The following is a 20,053-nucleotide window of genomic DNA, read 5'->3' on the forward strand; positions in this document are numbered from 1 at the left end:
GGGCGATAGGCTAAACAGTAGCTTACAACACCAAAAGCGACAAGTTCAAAGTTATATTTTACCAAGAGGCTAAAAATGGATTTAGATGAGATTAGAGAGGATAAACCAATTTATGCTTCACGCGGAGCTGCTGATGTGCATATTGGTACTGTAGATAAGCTCGAAGGTGGCAAGTATATTAAACTTACTAAAACTAGCGCTGCTGATGGACAGCATCATTGGTTCCCTATTGACTGGGTGAGAGCAGTCGATGAGCGCGCGGTCTATTTGAATAAAACAGTTGATGAGGTTTCAGAACAGTTAATTAACGAACAACCTGTTTAATATTGTAGAGACCGTATTAATCCGGTCTCTACATATGTGTGTTTATTATTCGATTTTGAGGTTAAACGGTAAGCGTGCGTATACGTTGAGTGGGTCGTTGAGGTTTTGTAATACTTGAATTTCTTGCTGGAGTTTTTGCAGTTCTGAATTTAACAGGTGTTTGGGATTTGGTTTTGTGTTGTCTATGCCCAAAGCGGTTTGCACTTCATCTGCCGCGCGGCTGAAAAAGCGTTCTTCAAAAGTGCCTCGTTTAGGATATTCTTGCAGTTTCCAATTTTCTCCTAGTTTTGCAATTTGGGCAGCATGTCCTATGGCTGCGTCTAAACCACCTATTTCATCTATTAAACCTATCTCTTTTGCGGCAGTTCCCGACCATACGCGACCTTGGGCAATTTCTGCAACTTTTTCTTGGGGTAATTTGCGTCCTTTGGATACTTTATTAAGGAACAAATTATAAATACGGTTTACGCTGCGTTGATATACTGCTAATTCTTCGGGTGATTTGGGACGTGCGACCGTTTGGTTATCTGCGAATTTGCCTGTTTTGACTGCATCCCAAGTTATACCGTTATCGTTGGCAAGCTTTTGGAAGTTAAGTAATAGTCCAAATACTCCGATGGAACCTGTAATTGTATTGGGTTCGGCAAAAATACGGTTGGAGTCTGCGGCTATCCAGTAACCGCCTGATGCTGCAACGTCACCCATTGATACTACAACGGGTATGTTGTTTTCGCGAGTTAATTTTACCTCGCGTTGAATTACTTCGGCAGCAGTGGCACTACCACCAGGACTATTAATTCGCAGTACTACTGCTTTGACGTTTTTGTCTTGGCGAATTCTATTTAAGATTCTGGCATATCGAGTTCCTCCAACTTGTCCGGTTTCACCTTGTCCGTCTACTATTTCACCCTCTGCGTATACTACAGCTATTTTATTTGCTGTCGAAATTTCTGAGTCAAGCTTTTTATCTGTTGCTTCGGCGTAGTCACTGAGACTAATTTGTTTAAAGGTTCTATCTTCGCGTTTGGCGTCGGTTAAGGTTTTAAGTTCATCAACTACTTGGTCTTGGTAAGCTACTTTATCTACTAAAGTTAGCTTTTTGGCTTCTGCTGCTTCTAATATTGGCTGACTGTCAGCTATATTTTGTAACTTCGTTGGGTCTATTTTACGACTGTTTCCAACTGCACTTCGCCATTCGCTCCATACGTCACCTAGTAGTTTCTGTGTTTGTTCGCGGTTTTCAGGACTTAGTTTATTAAGTACAAAAGGTTCTACGGCGCCCTTAAATTTACCAACCCGTATTACCTGTACACCTACACCATACTTCTGTAAGGCGCCACTTAGAAACATTGGTTGCGAACTAAAACCGTTGACTTCCATTGCTCCCAAAGGATTTACTACTACAGTATCAGCAACTGAACTTACATAGTACTCGCGTTCGCTCCATTCCATGCCGTATGCAATGACTTTTTTACCTGCTGCACGAAATTTTTCTAAAGCTTGTCGAACTTCTTTGAGGGTGGCAAACCCAGCGGCGCCACCAGTTCCTGCTCCTTTTGTTGCATCAAGATAAATACCAACAATTCGCTTATCGGTTCGGGCTTTTTCTATAGCATCTAGAACGTTTCGCAAAGTCATGCGTTGTTCTTCTGAACCTGAGAGTGCTTGTTGAAATACTTCACTCGAACTGGGAGCAGCATCGGTTATATTCATCGACAAGTCAAATACTAAAACCGACTTGTCCTTAACTTGGGGTCCACTATCGCTTGATGCTGCGGCAAATAGCAGTACCAAAAGACCTGTGGCGCCGACCCCGCAAAATATAAATAGCCCCAGTAAGCTTCCAATTACGCTAGCAAATGTTTGTTTGATAAAATTACGCATTATAATCCACTTTCAAGTAGTCAATAGTTAATAGCCAATTAGCAAATGACAAATGACAAAAACTAATGACTATTGAAATATTTACATTTCCACTTCTTTCACCACTATTATCTATTCTAAACGTTGCAAACTTCCTGAAGATTGAAGGGAAGCTAAAGTAGTGTTACCAGTACAGAATAACACTGTTGTGATTTCGGCGACTAAAACTGATGCTAAATCGTAAACTGCCGCTTCTGAATCTGCTGCTGCACGTAAAAATGGCATTGCTAACCCGGCAATATTGGCGCCCAGTGCAATAGCTTTGGCTACATCCAAACCATCACGTAGTCCTCCCGATGCAATTAAAGGTATATCGGGAGCTATTGCGCGAATACTATTTATACACTCTGCTGTCGGTAAACCCCAATCTGCAAAAGTTCTGCCTAGGCACCTTTGCAAAACTGTTTCTGCGCGTTCACCTTCGACTTTTGCCCACGAAGTACCACCTGCTCCTGCCACATCAATTACTTTTACGCCAGCTGCAATAAGCTTTTGCGCCATTTGTTGAGAAATACCGTTACCTACTTCTTTTGCTATCACTGGCACTGTTAGCTTTGAGCATAATATATTTATTTTGTCAAGTAAACCTTTAAAGTTTTTATCCCCGCGCGGTTGAATGCATTCTTGCAAAGGGTTGAGGTGTAAAATTAATGCATCAGCTTCTAGCATGTCCACAATTTGTAGACATTGGTCTAAGCCGTATTTATAGTTAAGCTGAACGGCGCCTAAGTTAGCAAACAGTAATGCATCTGGTGCGTGTTTACGAATTGCAAAAGTATCGATAACTTGGGGTTTTTCTACTGCTACCCGCTGTGACCCCACACCCATTGCAATTTTATAGTCTTGCGCGACTTGGGCAAGACGAAGATTGATGATACCCGCTTGTTCGGTACCTCCAGTCATTGAGGAAATTAGTAGAGGTGCGTTTAGTGTCTTGCCCAGAAAGGTTTGACTAAGATTTATTTCATCGCAGTCGATTTCTGGTAAGCAGCAGTGAGTAAAGCGATATTTCTCGAAACCGTTGGTGGTTTGTCGAAACTGGACATCCTCTTCTAAACAGATACGGATGTGGTCTGCTTTACGCGATTGTGTTTGTGCCGAGATATTTACAGGAACGTTCACGAGTTTTAAGTCAATAAAGTATGTCGTTTTTCGTTCAATATAATATAGTTACTCGCACACCTCCGAAAATGGCAACAAAATTAGCTAACTTACAGAACCTGCTTTCAGACTTGATAAAGCGCTACTCTTCGCGTGTCGATTATTTAATGATTCGTTTTGAAGAAGCTCTTGGAACAGATATTTTGTTGCGTGGTGACAAAGTGGAAACTCTCAGCGAAGCAATTTCAATTGGTGGACATGTCCGTGCATGTTATAAAGGTGGCTGGGGTTTAAGTAGTTTTAACCGTATTGATACAATTACAGAGCGTATCGAAGAAGCTATTGCTGCCGCACGCATGATAGGTGATGAGGAAACTATACTGGCGCCTATTAAACCAGTGCGAGCAAGTTGTAATTTACCATTAACAGGAACTGATCCCCGCAAAATTCCTCTGGTAAAGAAAAAGGAATTGTGCGATTTTTATACAGACCTACTTAAAAGTGTAGATGGTCGCATTACTACAACCTCGGTTCGCTATGCTGACAGCGCGCAAAAAGTAATGATTGCTACCAGTGAAGGTACATTTATTGAACAATCTTGGGTTGACATGGAAATGCGTTTTGCTGCAACTGCAAGAAATGGCGAAACTGTACAAACTGGACGTGAGACTACAGGTTCACGTAAAGCGTTTGAAGATTTGACTAATTTGGACGACCAAGTTAAAAGTGCTGCGACACGCGCGATTAATGCTTTATCTTTACCATCGGTTTTAGGTAATACTTATACTGTGGTTATTGACCCCATATTAACAGGGTTGTTTGTTCATGAGGCTTTTGGGCATTTAAGTGAAGCTGATATGGCGTATGAAAACCCTGATTTACTTGAGGTTATGACAATAGGGCGCCGTTTTGGAAGTAAAGAATTACAAATTTTTGACGGTGCGGCGCCTGCTGGGCACAGAGGAAGTTATTTTTATGATGATGAAGGTGTACCTGCGACAACTACACAATTAATTAAAGATGGTGTGTTGGTAGGAAGATTACATTCACGCGAAACTGCTGGGAAATTAGATGAGGCGCCGACAGGTAACGCTAGATGTTTAAATTATCACTATGCTCCCATTGTACGCATGACGAATACTTGGATTGAGCGTGGTAAAACACCTGTTGAAGATTTATTTAGCGACATTAAAGAAGGTGTATATGCACGAAACTGGTTGGGTGGAATGACGAATGGTGAAATGTTTACATTTAGCGCTGGGGAAGCATGGATGATTCGTAATGGTAAAATCGCCGAACCAGTTAAAGATGTAACGTTATCAGGAAATGTGTTTCAAACCTTAGAAGATATTGAGGGTATTGGTAATGACTTTTATTGGGATGAGTCAGGGGGATGTGGCAAAGGTGGACAAAATGGTTTACCAGTAGGTTGCGGTGGCCCTTCTTTGAGAATTAAAAATGTAGTAGTAGGTGGAGAAGCTACGTAATAAGCACTTCAGTGCTTTCTTTTATAAATTTAGATGGTATATATATTTACCACAGAGACACAGAGAAGCCAGCGCCGTGCGGAGAGAAGTTTGTGTGTCGGGGATTAAGCGCACAAAACTTCGGGGGGTTCCCCCGTTGAGGCGACTGGCGCGGCACAGAGAAGGTTGGCAACGGATTATAAACGGATGTAACGGATGGTTGATTTTAAATAATTAAATTTTGTTTGTAAGCAATAACTTATCCACGTTTATATCCGTTGCAAACAACACACCTTTCTTTAATGACGTGAAACAGTAGTTATTTTTTTACGAACCGCGCGCGAACGCAAAGAAAATATGTAACTGCATCGAACGATGTGTGTATAAGTTAGCTTTGGTAAGGCTTGGAATACATTTACATATAGAATACGCTAAAATCATTAGTACGATTTAATCAACGTTAGGGAGGGATTAAGAGAATGTTTACAATCTCCACAGAAGAATTAGTGAAAGAAAGTCAAGAAATCGCACAGTTAAAAATTATCAAAGAAGAACTAGAAAAACTTTTTTATACTCAATCTAGTGCATCTATTGAGCTTCAGGAAGATTGCCATAAAATTATAGCCACCATAGACAGGATTGAGGATAGTACAAACTTTAAATATACTGCTGATAAAGCTTTACAAACATCAAAATATTTGAGCATTTTAGCAAACAAATACTCTTATTTAATGCCGGAAAAAGAATACGATATTATTGTTTCACATTCAAATAATCTCAAATTATGGGCTGACGTTTTTATCGCAGTTTCTAAGATTCATCAAGACTTCACAGAAAATAGTAGTTTAAAAACTTTAAAAGAATGGACAGAATGGATTGAACTTTTCTCAGAAGCAATAGATAATCCGAATACTTTTTCAGAAGAGACTTGGATGAATATAGAGAAATTAGCAAAAAAAATAATAGCTGTCGCTTCTGTTAGAAATGATAATGAATCTCAAAAAAAAACTTATAAGAGGCGCCTAAAAAATTCAGCCAGCTTTATACTCAGAAAAGCAGAAAGTAATATATCAAATACATCTTGGAAATTAATAGTAGGTAAAAAATCTTACCAAGAATTATTGGAAGAAAGCCAAAAAAGAGTTCATCGACTTGACGAATTAGAGGCAAAAAATGCTGAAGAAGCTAAAAAACAGTCAGATATACTAGATTTTCTTGAAAAATTCCTAAATTAGTATAAAATTATTAATTATACTTGTTGCAGTTACCAAAATGCCTATTGTAATGCTTGACTCACACCCTCTGTCACTTGTATCGCATCCAAGTTCAAAGGCAGAAGCATTAAATTGTAAGAATAGGGTTAAGCAACTAATTAATCATAAAGTATTTGTAGTCACTCCAGAAATAATTGATTATGAACTTCGTAGGGTATTAATTTATGCAAACAAAGTAGAAGGAATAGAAAATTTAAATAAACTAGGAGACATGGGAATAGTTTATGCTCCAATCACAACAGCAGTTATGCCAAAAGCATCTGAATTATGGGGTTGGGCAAGAAAAACAGGACAACAAACTGCGAACGCAGATAAAATAGATGTTGATGTTATTTTAGCAGCACAATCAATTATTTTGTCTCAAGAGACAGGAGAATATTCCATTATCCCTACTTCCAATGTAAGTGACTTACGAAGATATACGGATGCTAGAAGATGGGAAGATATAACGGTTGAATATTGCTTTAATCCACAGCCTTCAAAGTCGCAGTAGAATCAAAATTATTATTAAAGCATTTTCTCTAGAAAGATTTTTGCCCGCGCGCATTTGGGATTTGCAAAAAATTCGTTGGGTGTAGTATCTTCTGCTAAAGTTCCTTGGTCTAGAAACATAATTCTACTGGCAACTGAGCGCGCAAATCCCATTTCGTGAGTAACTATTGCCATTGTTATACCAGTTTTTGCTAAATCTTTCATAACTTCTAGGACATCTTTGACCATTTCTGGGTCGAGTGCGCTTGTTGGTTCATCGAATAGTATCATTTCTGGTTCCATTGCTAACGCGCGCGCGATAGCTACTCGTTGTTTTTGACCTCCTGATAATTTCGATGGGTAAACATCTGCTTTTTCAGACAGTCCAACTTTTTTGAGTAATTCTAAACCTTGTGAGTTTGCTTGTTGTTTAGTAATTCCTTTGACTTTGATGGGAGCATATGTAACGTTTTGCAGCACTGTCATGTGAGGAAATAAATTGAAGTGCTGAAATACCATTACCAAAGAGGTACGGATTTTGGCTATATTTACTTTGGGATTGGTAATTTCTTGGTCTTTAAAGAATATTTGTCCTTTGGTAGGGCGTTCTAGTAAGTTCATACATCGCAAAAAGGTTGACTTGCCAGAACCGGAGGGTCCAAGAATTGCAACTACTTCGCCTTTATTTATTTGCGTCGAAATATCTTTTAGTACATTGAGCTTACCAAAAGACTTATATAAAAATTCTGTACGAATAATTGCTTCACTCACTGCGTCTTAACCTTTTTTCTAAAATAAATGCGCTTTGTGTTAAACCCATGACTAAAATATAATAAATTAATCCAGCAAATAGTAAAGGCTCAAAGTAAATATATTTATTGGCGCCGACTATTTGGGCACTGCGTAAAATTTCCACTACACCAATTGTTGACACTAACGCCGAATCTTTCAATAGTCCAATGGTTTCATTTACCAATGCAGGCAAAATATTCTTCAAAGCTTGGGGTAAAATTATATCCTTCATCATCAACCATTTGGGAATACCCATAGATATGGAAGCTTCACTTTGCCCTTTATCTACTGCCTGAATTCCACCCCGGATGGTTTCTGACATGTAGGCGCCGGAGTTAAGTGTAAAAGTTAATACACCTGCTTGTAATGCGGAAATGTTATAACCCGTAAGTTGGGGTGTTGCATAATAAACCAACGCTAACTGTAAAAGCAATGGAGTACCTCGAAATACTGAGGTGTAAGCATTGGCAAGTGACTGAAGCGGTTTAATATCAGAAATTTTGAGTAAAGATAATACAGTTCCCCAAATTAAGCCTAGAAATACAGAGATAATAGTAAACAATAGAGTTAAAGGAATACCTCGAAGGATAAAAGGAATATCTCTACTAATTCTACTAAAATCTAAATTCAGTCCTGTTTTTATTTCTGTTGAGGATAAATTAGCAATGTTTGTCTTTTGAGAAAACCATTTAGTCGCGAGTTGCTTAAGTGTACCATTGTCCTTCATTTTTTGAAGCACTTGATTGAAAGGCGCCACTAGAGGAGAGTTTTTAGCAAAAGCAATTGCCGAACCAGAATTTTCTTGTGAAGGAATTGCATTAAACTCTAAATCTGGGTTACTTCCTGCAAATCCTGACGCTACATTATTTTCAATAATTGCCGCATCAATACGCTTAGATTTAAGTTCTTGAATAGCTTCTGGAACTCGATTAAGCTGCTTTAATTGAATTCCTGTAACTTTTTTAGCAATTTCCTTAAGGTTTTTTTCTTGAATGCTTCCTAATTGCACCCCGACTATTTTACCTGATAACTGTTGAGCTTTGAGCAGGTTGCTACCCTTCGGCGCCACAATTGTATCTTGAGCAGTATAATAAATAATAGAGAAATCAACATTTTTTAAACGTTCTGGCGTTGGAGACATACCAGCCATTACAAAATCAACCCTGTTTGTAGCAAGCGCAGGAATTAAGCCATTAAAATCAGATTCAATGACATTCAGTTTAAATTTTAATTCCTTGGCAATATAATTAGCAATATCAATATCAAACCCAATAATATTTCCTGACCCTTCCGTATCGTAATACTCATAAGGAGGATAATCGGGAGAGGTTATCATTGTCAGTGTGTCTTTACCAACTAACGCTTGTAAAGGATTACTCTGACTGAGAATGATGCTAATTGCTAATGTTGCTGCAAGAAGTATGTTAAATATAGACTTTTTCCGCTTTTTCATTTATCCAATAATGTAGATGCACAGTTTATTATATAGGGGATATATGGGGCGGGCAAGGATGCCCACCCCACAAGAGTTTTACTTATTTAAGTTGTACTCTGCTCAAGCTTCTTTAAAAACATTTTCATCATCTTCAATTTCATCATCTTCTTCTTCAAATACAGCAGATTGTGTGTTCATACGACACATGTAAAGACGCGACATGTCGCGTCTCTACAATGTTTCGGGTATTATGCATGTACCTCATGTACCTGAAATTTGCTGTAAAAATTGCGCCTTAATCATCATACTGCTATAATACAAGTATCAATATATACTAAATTTATGATTAAGCATTTGATGATTGTTTTGAGTCTAACGGTACTAACTGGGTTATCTCACGTACAGATGGTAATGCCAGCAACTGCCGCTAACCAAACTAATCTTTTAACCAAAAAGCTTTTACTTGCTCAATCTTCAAGCAACCAAACCCCAAAAGCTTCATTAATTCCTCACGCGAAAGCAAAGCTGGGTGGCATTAGTCTATCAATAACTGAAGCCCAAGTTCGCAAAATTCTGGGCAAACCTAAAAGTGTCAAAAATGAGGATAGTCCAGCAGTCGGTAAACTTCGCTACTTGCAATACGAAGATATCTCTGTGGGTTTGGTTGAGGATAGCGATAATTCTAATAAATTTTCTGTATATAGATTTTCTACGAGAAGTCGTAAATATGTCACGCCAGGTAGTATACGTGTGGGAGACAATCGAGCGAAAGTCATAAAAGCTTATGGTCAGGTATCTCCACAGCAAGAAGGTCGGAAAAGTTATCTAAGTTATCAAATAGATTTGAAAGATATTCCCGCTGCTTTTATTTTTGAAATTGAAGGTGGTCGGGTGACAGAGATTAGCTGTATTGAACAGTTAACTTAAAAGCTGATTGATATTTTTTGGTCGGCGCCTTAATAAACATAGGGAGACGTGATTAATCACGTCTCTACCAATATATATATTAATTATAGTATAATTTAACTTATCTGCTTAACTTCTTACCCTAGAGCGAAAGTGAAGTTATGAAAAAAACAAATGTATTTATAAGTTACGCAACACCAGACCAAGCAGTAGCAAAAATACTGATGGAAGCACTTAGTTCTAAAGGGCTTGATGTTTCGCTATCAGAACTTTCTGCTAATATAAATTGGATTGAATTTAACCGTACTACGTTATCAGCAAATGCTTACTTAATACTGTTACTATCCAAATCAACAAATTTTTGCTGTAATCATGATATTGAAGTTGCCCTTAGAGAATTACAATTCCGAGACATTACTCTTATACCAGTACTACTAGATGATTGTGATATTCCATTATCACTTACTTCTTACCAGCATTTCGATCTTAGAAACCCAGTCGAAGAAAACTTAGAGAAACTTGTTGATGCACTCAAAAATACTTCAGAGATTGACTTTGAAAAATTATCTTCGCCAATATTTGAACAACTCGTTGTGGAACTTCTTCAAAAACTTGGCTTTATTAATTTGCAGATGGAGGAAAAAAATAATGGCATTAATGGTGTCGTAGAGTTTCGTCACAAAGACCCGTTTGGCGCCGAAACTCGCGATATATATGCTCTTGAAACTAAATTATATCGAGAGTCGCGTGCTGATCTACGAAGTATTAGAAAACTAGCTCTTCATGCAAAAAGCAATTCAAATATAGATAAAGCACTTGTAGTTACTGACGGAAATCTTACATCTGTTGCTCTTGATTGGGTTAATGATGCACCAAAAGTTACTGGAGTCCCTATCCGTGTAGTTGATGGAACTGAGTTAAAACGACTTCTTCTACAAAATACTGATTTGGTATCTAAATACTTTGCTACTAGTAACGGTGTAATTAGATGAGTCGAGTAAGTGATTTAACCAATCGACTTGATAATTGTCCTGCTGGAGACAAAGGTTGGAGAGAATTTGAAGATTTATGTGTGGAGATTCTTGAATTTCTATTCGTTCCACCTTTAGTGAGACCAATTATTCAAGCACGAACATATTCTGGTACAAATAGACGCGATGCTGTATTTCCTAACCGTAATTTTGATGAAAAGCATAATTGGGGTTTGCTTCTTCGAGAATTAGAAGCAAGAATGGTTCTTTTTGAGTTCAAAAACTATGACAAAATGGAAATAGGGTCTCAAGAAGTTATTCAAACTGAGAATTATTTAACTGACCCTATGGGGCGACTTGCAATTATAGTATGTAGCAAGATTCCGAATAATGCCGCCCATATTCAACGTAACAATCTTTATAGTCGGCGCCGTAAAGTTATTCTTTTTATTACAAAGGAAGATTTGAAGGAAATGCTCTTTCTTAAAGAAAGAGGGGAAGACCCATGCGATTTAATTGTTGACTTTGTAGAACGCTTTTATTTACAACATGAGTGAAATTAATCCCCCCAACCCCGCGCGCACGGAAGGGGGACTAAGGGGGATTAAATTATGCAGGGTTTGCTTGCATTTTCTTCTGAAGCAAGTTAATGACGGAAGCTTTTTCTAAGATTCCGAGTAGTACGCCGTTATCACGAATTACAGCAAGTGCGGATAACTTTTGTTGTTCTAGTAGTTGTACTACATCTAGCAATGATTTATCAGATTCTACAGTTGTGGATGCTTCGATTGGTCGCATTACTTGGCTGATTTGCGTTTCTGACCATAATGTAGTAGGTACCGCGCGCAAGTTATCTACTGATACTGCTCCTACTAATTCTCCAAGGGCGCCTGTAACTAAGAAGCGACGATATTGCCCGTCTAATATTTGTTCGTCTGCAAACTCTCTCAAGCTCATATTGGAATTAACAATTGGGCTATTTGGAGTGATTGCATCTGCTGCTGTTAGTCCTGTTAGTCGTTCTTGTATGGTTGCGGCTCTTGAAGCATTACCAGCGTTTTGCAACAGGAAGTAACCTATCAATAAGTTCCAAGAGTTGGCAAAGCTACCAAACATGAGTAGGGGAATTAAGCCAGAGGCAATTGCTACCCAACCAAATATTTGACCGACTCGGCTAGCAAAAGCTACACCTTTATAAGGGTTGCCTGTAATTTTCCAGACGATGGCTTTTAATATATTTCCACCATCAAGTGGTAAGCCGGGAATTAGATTAAATAGTGCTAATGATAAGTTAACAGATGCTAGCACCATTAGGATTGCAGCGAGTGGCCCACTTGCAGAGGCGCCGAAACTAATAGCTGTAAATATGACGAATAGTAATAAGCTAACTAAAGGGCCTGCAATGGCTACCCAGAAAGCATCAGCTGGGGTTTTTGATTCTTTTTCTAAGCTTGCTAAACCACCAAATATAAAGAGTGTGATTGACTTTACGTCAATACCTTGACTCAGGGCAACGAAGCTATGTCCCAATTCATGAGCGACGACAGAAGCAAATAATAATAGTGCTGTTGTCAGTCCTAGTAGTGCTGCAAGTCCACCACCTAGGTAAGGATACTGCCCTGCTAGTCCACTGCTATAGCTCCAAGTTACTAAACCTAAGATTAAAAACCAGGATGGGTGGATGTAAAAAGGAATGTTAAAGAGGTTGCCTATCCGAATTGTTCCATTCATGGCGCCTACCTTTGATTTCGATATCTCTATAGTAACGAAATGTTAAGCAATTTTAATCTTTGTAACGGTAGTGGTGTCCGTCTGTTATGGTGTGGTTTTTCCTATCAGGGGTTATCTGACAAGGCAAATAAGGATAGAATTTGTCTATATACAAAAACTATTAGTGAAGCGAAAGTTAAAAAATGAAAGTTTTCGGGTCAGCTTTGGCTGCATTGTTCCTGCTGACAACTCCTGCTGTTGCTGTTGAGTATCAAGGACAGAGTATAGATGGTAGAAAGTTTAGTGCTAAAGCTTATTATTATGCGACTGGCGGAGTTTACAATGTTCAGGTGCGTTTTGATAAAAGACGAGCAACTATTTATTTTTCTGATGGCAACCAAACAACTATACAGTTAAACCAAAAGATTATAACTGACTCAAAGGTTATTGAAGGTTTTGGAAAGTTAGGACAATATCCTGTAAATCAAACATTTAGTGTTGGATTAGTCTATGATTCGCAGTGGGGAGGTAGTGGTTTACCGCAATCAAATCCTCTCGAAGGCTTATGGAGAATTAGTTTAGAAAATTTATAACATGTTAGAAACCGGGTTTCTTATTCATATTTATTCTAAAAATGACAATTTATCGTAGAAACCCGGTTTCTGTATGTAGCAATATTATAATTACTTGTGAAAAAATATCATGTTTGAAGTAGGTGCGGTTTTAACAGCTACCTTTGATGTCCGTCTAATTATCCTTTCAGTTGCCATTGCAATAGTTGGCTCTTGTATTGCTTTAGATATATCTGAACAAGTTTTTGTTGCATCAGGACGCGCGCGCGTTAGGTGGCTGTTAGGTGGCGCCACTACTTTGGGTATTAGTATCTGGGTGATGCATTTTACGGCTCTTCTTTCGTATAAATTACCGATAAAAGTTGATTATAATTACACAATCGTGATGATTTCAATGGTTGTGGCAATTGTTGGTTCGGGTATCGGATTTTTTATTGTTACACGCGCCTCAACAGTCGGATGGTTAACTTTATTTGCTGGCAGTCTTTTCATTGGCGGCGCCGTTATTGGGATGCACTTTACTGCTATGTCATCGCTGTTAGTCCCAGCTAAAGAGTCACATGACCTAAAGTTATTTATACTGAGTGGTGTAGTGGCAATTGCTGCATCTTTTATGGGATTATGGGTAACATTCTACAAACAGCTAAGGGCGCCTTGGAATGTACAAAAAGTTGGCAGTTCTTTGTTAATGGGAATTGCGATTTGTGGAATGCATTATATTGCAATAGCTGGTATTCGCTACCGCACGGTAAAATCTTTGAACGTGTCTGAGCTTGCTCCCGTAGACAACACACCATTGGTAATTGCCATTAGTATTGCGGCTTTAATTATCTTGACATTAGCGGAACTCTCTGCATTTTTTGGTCGGCGCCTGAGTGCAGAAGTAGCACAAACAGAAGTTTTACGACAAAGCGAAGAAAAGCTGGAACTACTTGTTAAGCAGCGCACAGCAGAACTAGAAACGGCTTTGGAAGCAGCAGAAACAGCTAACAAAGCCAAGACACAATTTTTAGCCAATATGAATCACGAACTGCGAACACCGTTAAATGGAATTATTGGGTTTTCGAGCGTCCTTTTAGAGGAAACAGTTGGTGCATTGAACGATAAGCAGCGACAATATATAAATGTAATACACGAGTGTGGATATCAGCAGTTAAACTTAATTAACGATTTGCTAGATATAGCCAAAATTGAGGCAGGAAGAGAAGAACTAGAAATCGTCACTTTATCGGTAGAAGAGATTTGTCATATGTGTATTTCGGTGGTGAGGGAGCCAGCAACGAGACGAGGTTTACAATTATTATTAGAGATTTCACCAGATGTTACAATTTGTAACGCTGACGAACGCCGTTTGAAACAAATTTTATTGAACTTACTTTCAAATGCCGTCAAGTTTACTGAATCTGGTTCTGTGACGTTAAAAGTTGATAGAGAGGCAGAATATATTAAATTTGCTGTTATCGATACTGGTATTGGTATTTCTCCAGAGGAAGGAGAAAAGCTGTTTCAATTATTTCAGCAAGTTGGTAGCAAGTATAGAAAACGGCAAGGTACAGGGTTGGGGTTAGTTGTGTCGAGAAATTTAGCTCGATTACATGGAGGCGATATTATACTTAAGTCAGAGGTAGGACGCGGTAGTTGCTTTACTTTGTTATTACCATTATTGTAGTTGATCAAATCTTTTAATTTTGAGAGACAATAGGCTGAAATGCTTGCAATAAAATACCCAAAATTTTATCCACCTCTTTAATATAATATTCAACAGAATCTATATAAACAGTAGAATCTTCGATAAATAAAAATTTCCAAGTAGTTCCACTCGTAACAGAACCATAAATTCGTTTGACTTCATTTCCTTTAGCTTGATTGAATAATTGTGCTGCAAGCATTGCCGCAACACATTGGCCAAGACCTCCAATAATATCTTCTTTTTTCGCTTCAAAAATAAACATTACAGGCGCCTAAATAAAGAGTTGTTCGCGTGACCCACTAAGAATATAATCGCAACGCCCTTGTAACCCTTTTGTCGCATCAATATTAAATTCGTTCCCAGAAAAGAATGATATCTTATTGCTTAATAGCTTTCTTAATTCAACTAAAATTGGTGCAATCATTAATTCAGAACGAGCTTTTTGAGTGCCTACTGAAGTTGCTAAAGGAATATAGTCAGCCAATATTGTTTTTAAAATTTCTGATGGTGAAACTGGACTTACATCATTAAATAAATTTACAGTTTCATCAAGTGTTAAATTAAAGCTGCTTTGTGCCTGAGAAAGAGTAAAATCACTGTATGCCATTTTTCCACCTTTATTTTTAACCTTTGAGACAAATTAGCGCTCCTTAAAAACATCAAAATCTTCTTGTGGAGTGGGCATCCTTGCCCGCCCCTTTAAACAACAGCCCGCCCCTTTAACTAAATAATTACGACTTCTCCTGTATCTAAATCATAACGTCCGCCCACTATTTTGAGCTTACTTGCATCTACCAATTGAGATAAAAGTCGAGAGTATAGCCTCATTTTGTGAACTTGATATTTCACATTTTCAACCACAGCTTTCTCAACTGCTTCTTCTGAAAAACCCTTGATATCGCTAATTGCTGGTTTAATGCCTTTAACAAAAGCGCTCATTTGCCCAGGTAATGGTTCGCCTTTTACCGCAGCAGTTACGGCGCCGCATCTTTCGTGACCTAGCACCATAACTAAGGGACAATTTAAATTAACAGCGGCATATTCAATACTACCTAATGCTTCAGGTGTAATAATATTGCCTGCTATGCGAATATCAAATAAATCCCCAATCCCTTGGTCAAAAAGAATTTCTCCAGATACGCGAGAATCAGCACAACTTAGTATTGTCGCAAAAGGATGCTGGACTTGTGCGACTTCTTTTAAACGAGTTTGTGATTGGTGAGGATGTTGAGATTTTTGCTGTATAAACCGTTTGTTACCATCTAATAGTCTTTCTAATGCAGCATCAGGAGTTATGGTTTCAAACTTTTGTTCGGCTACAGCAGTTGCTTGACTAACAATAGCACCACCAATAGACATTAGAATACTACTGCCCGCAAGTTGTAAAAGCTGGCGCCGACCTAAAAATCCATTTATTCGGGTCATTTTATTTATTTCATCAAGTAAAAAACGGGAAATTTTTTATAGAGAAGCAACGCACCTGGTAGAACGAATTTCTATTGCATCAGTGATGTAACACGTACCCCCAAACTTGTTGAGAATAGGTCTAATTTTTTCTACCACTGGCTTGAGTTGTTCTGGTGGACAATAAACTATGATAAAAATATTGTCCAGTTCAGTTGCAGTTGCACCAGGACTTTTGCCCGCCACATTGCGAATTACTGTGTGTGCTGGCGCCCCTGCTTTCTCTAAGCCATCTAAAATTTTTCCCAGTTCTACCGCATTGGCGATAATCTCTACTCTTTTTACTGGGTGCATAATTCACCTCCAAAGGATACTGATACCATAAAGGTATAAAGGGATTCCAACAATGATATTAAAAGGAAATGTTAGTGCTAAAGCGGCAGTAATATAAAGACTGGGGTTTGCTTCTGGCACTGTTAATCTCATAGCAGCAGGAACAGCTATGTAAGAAGCACTAGCACACAAAACTGAAAATAAAAGTGCATTTCCTTGGGACATTCCAATTAGTTTTGCTAACAGTATGCCAATTGTTGCATTTACGATTGGGATCAAGATAGAAAAAGTAATCAAGAATGGGCCAGTTTTAGTCAAGTCTTTAATTCTGCCAGCTGCTACTAACCCCATATCTAGCAAAAAGAAAGTCAGAACACCATAAAATATTCCTTGAGTAAATGGTTCCTCCATTTTCCAGCCTTTTTCTCCAGAAACAATCCCAATTACAAGACTACCCACCAAGAGAAATACAGAACTGTTAAGAAAAGCATCTCGCAAAACTTCTGACCAAGAGAAGTCCCCATCCTCTTTGTCGTCTTGTGCAAATATTTTTACTAACAACAGTCCTATAATAATAGCTGGAGATTCCATTAGAGCTAAGGCTGCTACCATATAGCCACTAAATTCAATCCCGATTTCATTCAAAAAAGACCCTGCTGTAATAAACGTGACGGCACTAATGGAACCATAAGTAGCTGCAATAGCGGCTGCATTATACAGGTCTAGTTGGAGTCTGAGAATAAAAAATGTGTACACTGGTACAGCACAAGCCATAAATATAGCAGCTAAAAGGGTAAAAAGTACCTCCGAATTAATACCACTTTTAACTAATTCTGCCCCTCCCTTAAATCCAATTGCAAACAACAAATATAGAGAAAAAAGTTTAGGCAAAGGTTGAGGAATTTCTAAATCTGATTTAAGAGTCACAGCCAACATTCCCAGAAAAAAGGAAAGGACTGCTGGACTCAGGATATTGGACATTACCAAGCTGATATCCATTCCTAAATCTCCTCCCTACTACATAACCGCCAGTAAAAACACGCTTTTCTCATCACAGTTTTTTGATACCTGAGTAATGACCGCACTTAGTGATTTAAAACGGTCTTATGCTATGGTTATCATATAATGTTGCAGGAGTATTCGTTCGAGTCTTTGCTGAGAATAAATATTAAGTTATCGCAATACTGGACGCGCTATATCTTCTTTCTTACACAACGCTTTAAAATTTTTATTTAACCTAAGTAATGTTAATGTGCTTATTCTATATACGTAAATATGAAATTAGTATAAACTATAGGATATGGCGCCTAATTGAATTTAATATATATCATTGTGGCACGATTTGACTTAGACCGTATGCCGCTAGCGACTGCAACCAATATCCAACAGCCGAAAATCAGAACAATATGCCTGACTTACTCAGCAACTTCCTTTCAACTGCCTTTATTCCTCACGGGCATTGTTACCTCTGGAAGCCCGGTTTAGTCTGGCTACATTTGGCTTCAGATGCATTGACCGCAATGGCTTATTACTCGGTCGCCATCGCAATTGTTTACTTTAGAAATGAGCGCAAAGACCTTCCAGCCAACACTGTCACGCTCCTCACTGGGTACTTTTTTGTCTTTGCCCTGTGTGGTAGTACCCATTTAATGGGAGTTGTTACGCTCTGGTATCCCATTTATTGGTTTTCAGGGCTGCTGAAAGTCTTTAATGCCCTATGGTCATCCTATGCGTTCACCTTTTTATTGATTCCGTTAATTCCAGTTGCTCTGGATGCACCAAGTCCAGCCCAGCTAGCTATCACAAACCAGGAACTCGAAGATAGCCGAAACCGCATCCAATCGATTAATTTGGAACTGGAGCAACGGGTGCAGCAACGCACAGCACAACTGGAGGCATCCAATCGCGCAAAAGATGAATTTTTAATCCGCGAACAAGTTGTCCGAGCGGAGGCTGAGGCAGCTAATCGCGCAAAAGACGAGTTTCTCTCGGTTCTCTCTCACGAATTGAGAACACCGCTTAATGCGATTTTGGGGTGGTCGCAAATCTTACGGAAACAACATCTGAGTCAGGATAGAGCAATGCGTGCTTTGGAGACGATCGAGCGCAACGCTCAATCCCAAGCTAAGATCATTGAAGACATCCTGGATATTTCTCGCATTATAACAGGCAAGCTACGTTTGCAAGTCCAACCAGTAAATTTAGTTACAATAATTGAGGCAGCCATTGAGTCTGTGCGGTTAGCAGCTGAGGCAAAGTCAATTCGCATTAAAAGCATCTTGGATTCTTCAAATAATTACATATCTGGAGATGCCGACCGTTTACAGCAAGTCATTTGGAACCTGCTTTCAAACGCCATTAAATTTACGCCTCTAGGAGGGCAAGTACAAATTCGCTTGGAGTGCGTCAATTCTCATGTCGAAATAATAGTTAGCGATACAGGAGTTGGCATCAGCCCAGATTTTCTACCTTATGTGTTTGACCGCTTCCGCCAACACGACAGTACCAGCACCCGAAGTTATGGTGGACTAGGTTTGGGGTTAGCAATTGTTCGTCAACTAGTTGAATTACATGGTGGCACAGTAAGCGTGACAAGTCCAGGAATAGGACAGGGGGCAACCTTTACTATAAAGTTGCCCGTCATGATTATCCACGAAACACCGAGTGAGCCAGAGCCATTAGACGTAATCCCCCTTGTTAATAATAATATTGATCGGCGCCAAGCTTAGAAGGCTTACAAATATTAATTGTGGAGGACGAGGTAGATTCCCTGGAATTACTAAGTACAATTCTACAAGGGTATGGCGCTCAAGTTATTCCCACTGCCTCTGTTAGTGAGGCATTGAAAATCATCGAAAACGCCACAGTGAAAAGCTTAGATGTTTTAGTGAGCGATATTGGGATGCCGAATGAGGATGGCTACTCACTAATTCGGAAACTGCGGCAAATTGAAGCACAGCGTGGTGGTTGGATGCCAGCCGTTGCACTAACGGCGTATGCAAAGAGCGAAGATCGCAGGCAGGCTCTATTAGCAGGTTTTCAGATGCATCTTCCAAAACCCGTAGAACCAGAGGAGTTAGCAACGGTAATTGCCAGCCTAACAGGAAGAACAGGAAAGTTTTAATAAGGGGATGTTTGAAAAGTCCCATATATTTGTATCTTGTGGGATAGGCATCCTTGCCTGTCACATATATATAGAGGGCTATCCAAACCACAATCAAGTGTTTGAAGTTGACTGCGTGTTTCGTGGCAAAACTGAATTTCCCAAACCATTTTACGAGAAAGAGCTTGTTTGAGTTAAGTTAACTACCTTAATCAATTAAATTACTATAGCGATGTAAAGTGATGTTTTTATATAATGTTCTATTGTTACTGTTAATAATGCTTTGGTTTAAAGTTTTGATTCGATAAGGTATTAAATCATTGCTAAATTTGGGAGAGGTAACATTTATCTCCTCTACACAACCAAATCCTTCTGCTGCTAGTGGTGGAAACTGATGCACAGATTCTGACATCATTTTAATAATATTTTCGGGAACCTGGCGCCCACGTTTTTGATTCCAAGTATAACAAGTATCCAAAGGTGTATTTAAATACCAAGCTATCCACGTTAAGTCACAGCAATTTTTCTTAACCTTTAATGTTGTAGAATAAGTCAATTCCGTTGACATGAATTTGCGG

Annotated in this window: 22 protein-coding genes; 11 read left to right on the forward strand and 11 right to left on the reverse strand. The window is 38.8% G+C overall.

Annotation, left to right across the window (positions count from 1 at the left end; all coding sequences use genetic code 11):
• Positions 1–75 precede the first annotated feature (75 nt).
• Positions 76–324 carry a DUF2171 domain-containing protein gene (locus DSM106972_RS41235; protein ID WP_201800851.1) on the forward strand — a complete coding sequence of 83 codons (249 nt, stop codon included), beginning with the start codon at positions 76–78 and terminating at the stop codon, positions 322–324.
• A gap of 45 nt (positions 325–369) precedes the next feature.
• Here DSM106972_RS41235 and sppA read toward each other — a convergent pair whose 3' ends face one another.
• Both sppA and fni read right to left on the reverse strand, forming a co-directional pair.
• On the reverse strand, positions 370–2,208 hold the full coding sequence (sppA, locus tag DSM106972_RS41240; RefSeq protein WP_127086145.1) for a signal peptide peptidase SppA: 1,839 nt from the start codon (positions 2,206–2,208) through the stop codon (positions 370–372).
• Positions 2,209–2,319: 111 nt separating this feature from the next.
• A complete protein-coding gene (fni, locus tag DSM106972_RS41245) occupies positions 2,320–3,369 on the reverse strand; it encodes a type 2 isopentenyl-diphosphate Delta-isomerase (protein ID WP_127086146.1) in 1,050 nt (349 codons plus the stop codon).
• Between the two features lie 68 nt (positions 3,370–3,437).
• Between fni and DSM106972_RS41250 the strand changes: the two genes are divergently transcribed.
• From DSM106972_RS41250 to DSM106972_RS41260, 3 genes are all read left to right on the forward strand, one after another.
• Positions 3,438–4,835, forward strand: a complete 1,398-nt coding sequence (locus DSM106972_RS41250) for a TldD/PmbA family protein (RefSeq protein ID WP_127086147.1) — start codon at positions 3,438–3,440, stop codon at positions 4,833–4,835.
• A 458-nt stretch (positions 4,836–5,293) separates the two neighbouring features.
• Positions 5,294–6,049, forward strand: a complete 756-nt coding sequence (locus DSM106972_RS41255) for a hypothetical protein (protein ID WP_127086148.1) — start codon at positions 5,294–5,296, stop codon at positions 6,047–6,049.
• Positions 6,050–6,086: 37 nt separating this feature from the next.
• Complete coding sequence (locus DSM106972_RS41260; RefSeq protein ID WP_127086149.1) at positions 6,087–6,581, forward strand: nucleic acid-binding protein; 495 nt, start codon at positions 6,087–6,089, stop codon at positions 6,579–6,581.
• A gap of 14 nt (positions 6,582–6,595) precedes the next feature.
• Here the strand turns inward: DSM106972_RS41260 and DSM106972_RS41265 are convergent, their stop codons facing one another.
• Entirely contained in the window at positions 6,596–7,330 is a 735-nt protein-coding gene (locus tag DSM106972_RS41265; protein WP_272954046.1) for an amino acid ABC transporter ATP-binding protein, read from the reverse strand.
• Complete coding sequence (locus tag DSM106972_RS41270) at positions 7,323–8,804, reverse strand: ABC transporter substrate-binding protein/permease (RefSeq protein WP_127086150.1); 1,482 nt, start codon at positions 8,802–8,804, stop codon at positions 7,323–7,325. Before DSM106972_RS41270 ends, DSM106972_RS41265 begins: the two co-directional genes overlap by 8 nt.
• Positions 8,805–9,128: 324 nt before the next feature.
• On the opposite strand from DSM106972_RS41270, the gene DSM106972_RS41275 reads away from it, so the two are divergent.
• The 3 genes from DSM106972_RS41275 (at position 9,129) to DSM106972_RS41285 (ending at position 11,220) form a co-directional block, all read left to right on the forward strand.
• Positions 9,129–9,713, forward strand: a complete 585-nt coding sequence (locus DSM106972_RS41275; RefSeq protein WP_127086151.1) for a hypothetical protein — start codon at positions 9,129–9,131, stop codon at positions 9,711–9,713.
• 140 nt (positions 9,714–9,853) lie between these two features.
• Positions 9,854–10,684: a TIR domain-containing protein gene (locus DSM106972_RS41280; protein ID WP_127086152.1), complete on the forward strand. Its 831-nt coding sequence runs from the start codon at positions 9,854–9,856 to the stop codon at positions 10,682–10,684.
• Entirely contained in the window at positions 10,681–11,220 is a 540-nt protein-coding gene (locus tag DSM106972_RS41285) for a hypothetical protein (RefSeq protein ID WP_127086153.1), read from the forward strand. Before DSM106972_RS41280 ends, DSM106972_RS41285 begins: the two co-directional genes overlap by 4 nt.
• Positions 11,221–11,272: 52 nt before the next feature.
• Here the strand turns inward: DSM106972_RS41285 and DSM106972_RS41290 are convergent, their stop codons facing one another.
• Positions 11,273–12,394, reverse strand: a complete 1,122-nt coding sequence (locus DSM106972_RS41290; protein ID WP_127086154.1) for a site-2 protease family protein — start codon at positions 12,392–12,394, stop codon at positions 11,273–11,275.
• Between the two features lie 182 nt (positions 12,395–12,576).
• On the opposite strand from DSM106972_RS41290, the gene DSM106972_RS41295 reads away from it, so the two are divergent.
• Positions 12,577–12,966, forward strand: a complete 390-nt coding sequence (locus DSM106972_RS41295) for a hypothetical protein (RefSeq protein WP_127086155.1) — start codon at positions 12,577–12,579, stop codon at positions 12,964–12,966.
• 109 nt (positions 12,967–13,075) lie between these two features.
• Positions 13,076–14,614, forward strand: a complete 1,539-nt coding sequence (locus DSM106972_RS41300; protein WP_127086156.1) for a sensor histidine kinase — start codon at positions 13,076–13,078, stop codon at positions 14,612–14,614.
• Positions 14,615–14,627: 13 nt separating this feature from the next.
• On the opposite strand, the gene DSM106972_RS56035 is transcribed toward DSM106972_RS41300, so the two are convergent.
• The 5 genes from DSM106972_RS56035 to DSM106972_RS41320 all read right to left on the reverse strand — a co-directional run bounded on the left by DSM106972_RS56035 (position 14,628) and on the right by DSM106972_RS41320 (position 17,371).
• Positions 14,628–14,897 carry a hypothetical protein gene (locus DSM106972_RS56035; protein WP_411675386.1) on the reverse strand — a complete coding sequence of 90 codons (270 nt, stop codon included), beginning with the start codon at positions 14,895–14,897 and terminating at the stop codon, positions 14,628–14,630.
• Positions 14,898–14,906: 9 nt separating this feature from the next.
• A complete protein-coding gene (locus DSM106972_RS56040) occupies positions 14,907–15,242 on the reverse strand; it encodes a hypothetical protein (RefSeq protein WP_411675387.1) in 336 nt (111 codons plus the stop codon).
• Between the two features lie 116 nt (positions 15,243–15,358).
• Positions 15,359–16,060 (reverse strand): carbonic anhydrase, encoded by a 702-nt coding sequence (locus DSM106972_RS41310; RefSeq protein WP_127086157.1) that lies wholly within the window; start codon positions 16,058–16,060, stop codon positions 15,359–15,361.
• Positions 16,061–16,096: 36 nt separating this feature from the next.
• Positions 16,097–16,393, reverse strand: coding sequence for a P-II family nitrogen regulator (locus tag DSM106972_RS41315; RefSeq protein ID WP_127086158.1), 297 nt, complete (start codon positions 16,391–16,393; stop codon positions 16,097–16,099).
• 3 nt (positions 16,394–16,396) lie between these two features.
• Positions 16,397–17,371 (reverse strand): sodium-dependent bicarbonate transport family permease, encoded by a 975-nt coding sequence (locus DSM106972_RS41320; protein WP_127086159.1) that lies wholly within the window; start codon positions 17,369–17,371, stop codon positions 16,397–16,399.
• 407 nt (positions 17,372–17,778) lie between these two features.
• Between DSM106972_RS41320 and DSM106972_RS41325 the strand changes: the two genes are divergently transcribed.
• Positions 17,779–19,101 (forward strand): sensor histidine kinase, encoded by a 1,323-nt coding sequence (locus DSM106972_RS41325; RefSeq protein ID WP_325052268.1) that lies wholly within the window; start codon positions 17,779–17,781, stop codon positions 19,099–19,101.
• 20 nt (positions 19,102–19,121) lie between these two features.
• Positions 19,122–19,496, forward strand: coding sequence for a response regulator (locus DSM106972_RS55570; RefSeq protein ID WP_325052269.1), 375 nt, complete (start codon positions 19,122–19,124; stop codon positions 19,494–19,496).
• A gap of 187 nt (positions 19,497–19,683) precedes the next feature.
• Here the strand turns inward: DSM106972_RS55570 and DSM106972_RS41330 are convergent, their stop codons facing one another.
• A complete protein-coding gene (locus tag DSM106972_RS41330) occupies positions 19,684–20,043 on the reverse strand; it encodes a hypothetical protein (RefSeq protein WP_127086160.1) in 360 nt (119 codons plus the stop codon).
• Positions 20,044–20,053 lie beyond the last annotated feature (10 nt).

Source organism: Dulcicalothrix desertica PCC 7102, assembly GCF_003991905.1.
GTDB lineage: Bacteria > Cyanobacteriota > Cyanobacteriia > Cyanobacteriales > Nostocaceae > Dulcicalothrix > Dulcicalothrix desertica.

Excerpts from the sequence above, each read along its gene's own strand:
- DSM106972_RS41235 (WP_201800851.1), top strand. The coding sequence starts at position 76 with ATGGATTTAGATGAGATTAGAGAGGATAAACCAATTTATGCTTCACGC.
- sppA (WP_127086145.1), bottom strand. The coding sequence starts at position 2,208 with ATGCGTAATTTTATCAAACAAACATTTGCTAGCGTAATTGGAAGCTTA.
- DSM106972_RS41250 (WP_127086147.1), top strand. The coding sequence starts at position 3,438 with ATGGCAACAAAATTAGCTAACTTACAGAACCTGCTTTCAGACTTGATA.
- DSM106972_RS41255 (WP_127086148.1), top strand. The coding sequence starts at position 5,294 with ATGTTTACAATCTCCACAGAAGAATTAGTGAAAGAAAGTCAAGAAATC.
- DSM106972_RS41260 (WP_127086149.1), top strand. The coding sequence starts at position 6,087 with ATGCCTATTGTAATGCTTGACTCACACCCTCTGTCACTTGTATCGCAT.
- DSM106972_RS41270 (WP_127086150.1), bottom strand. The coding sequence starts at position 8,804 with ATGAAAAAGCGGAAAAAGTCTATATTTAACATACTTCTTGCAGCAACA.
- DSM106972_RS41275 (WP_127086151.1), top strand. The coding sequence starts at position 9,129 with ATGATTAAGCATTTGATGATTGTTTTGAGTCTAACGGTACTAACTGGG.
- DSM106972_RS41280 (WP_127086152.1), top strand. The coding sequence starts at position 9,854 with ATGAAAAAAACAAATGTATTTATAAGTTACGCAACACCAGACCAAGCA.
- DSM106972_RS41285 (WP_127086153.1), top strand. The coding sequence starts at position 10,681 with ATGAGTCGAGTAAGTGATTTAACCAATCGACTTGATAATTGTCCTGCT.
- DSM106972_RS41290 (WP_127086154.1), bottom strand. The coding sequence starts at position 12,394 with ATGAATGGAACAATTCGGATAGGCAACCTCTTTAACATTCCTTTTTAC.
- DSM106972_RS41295 (WP_127086155.1), top strand. The coding sequence starts at position 12,577 with ATGAAAGTTTTCGGGTCAGCTTTGGCTGCATTGTTCCTGCTGACAACT.
- DSM106972_RS41300 (WP_127086156.1), top strand. The coding sequence starts at position 13,076 with ATGTTTGAAGTAGGTGCGGTTTTAACAGCTACCTTTGATGTCCGTCTA.
- DSM106972_RS56035 (WP_411675386.1), bottom strand. The coding sequence starts at position 14,897 with ATGTTTATTTTTGAAGCGAAAAAAGAAGATATTATTGGAGGTCTTGGC.
- DSM106972_RS56040 (WP_411675387.1), bottom strand. The coding sequence starts at position 15,242 with ATGGCATACAGTGATTTTACTCTTTCTCAGGCACAAAGCAGCTTTAAT.
- DSM106972_RS41310 (WP_127086157.1), bottom strand. The coding sequence starts at position 16,060 with ATGACCCGAATAAATGGATTTTTAGGTCGGCGCCAGCTTTTACAACTT.
- DSM106972_RS41315 (WP_127086158.1), bottom strand. The coding sequence starts at position 16,393 with ATGCACCCAGTAAAAAGAGTAGAGATTATCGCCAATGCGGTAGAACTG.
- DSM106972_RS41320 (WP_127086159.1), bottom strand. The coding sequence starts at position 17,371 with ATGGATATCAGCTTGGTAATGTCCAATATCCTGAGTCCAGCAGTCCTT.
- DSM106972_RS41325 (WP_325052268.1), top strand. The coding sequence starts at position 17,779 with ATGCCTGACTTACTCAGCAACTTCCTTTCAACTGCCTTTATTCCTCAC.
- DSM106972_RS41330 (WP_127086160.1), bottom strand. The coding sequence starts at position 20,043 with ATGTCAACGGAATTGACTTATTCTACAACATTAAAGGTTAAGAAAAAT.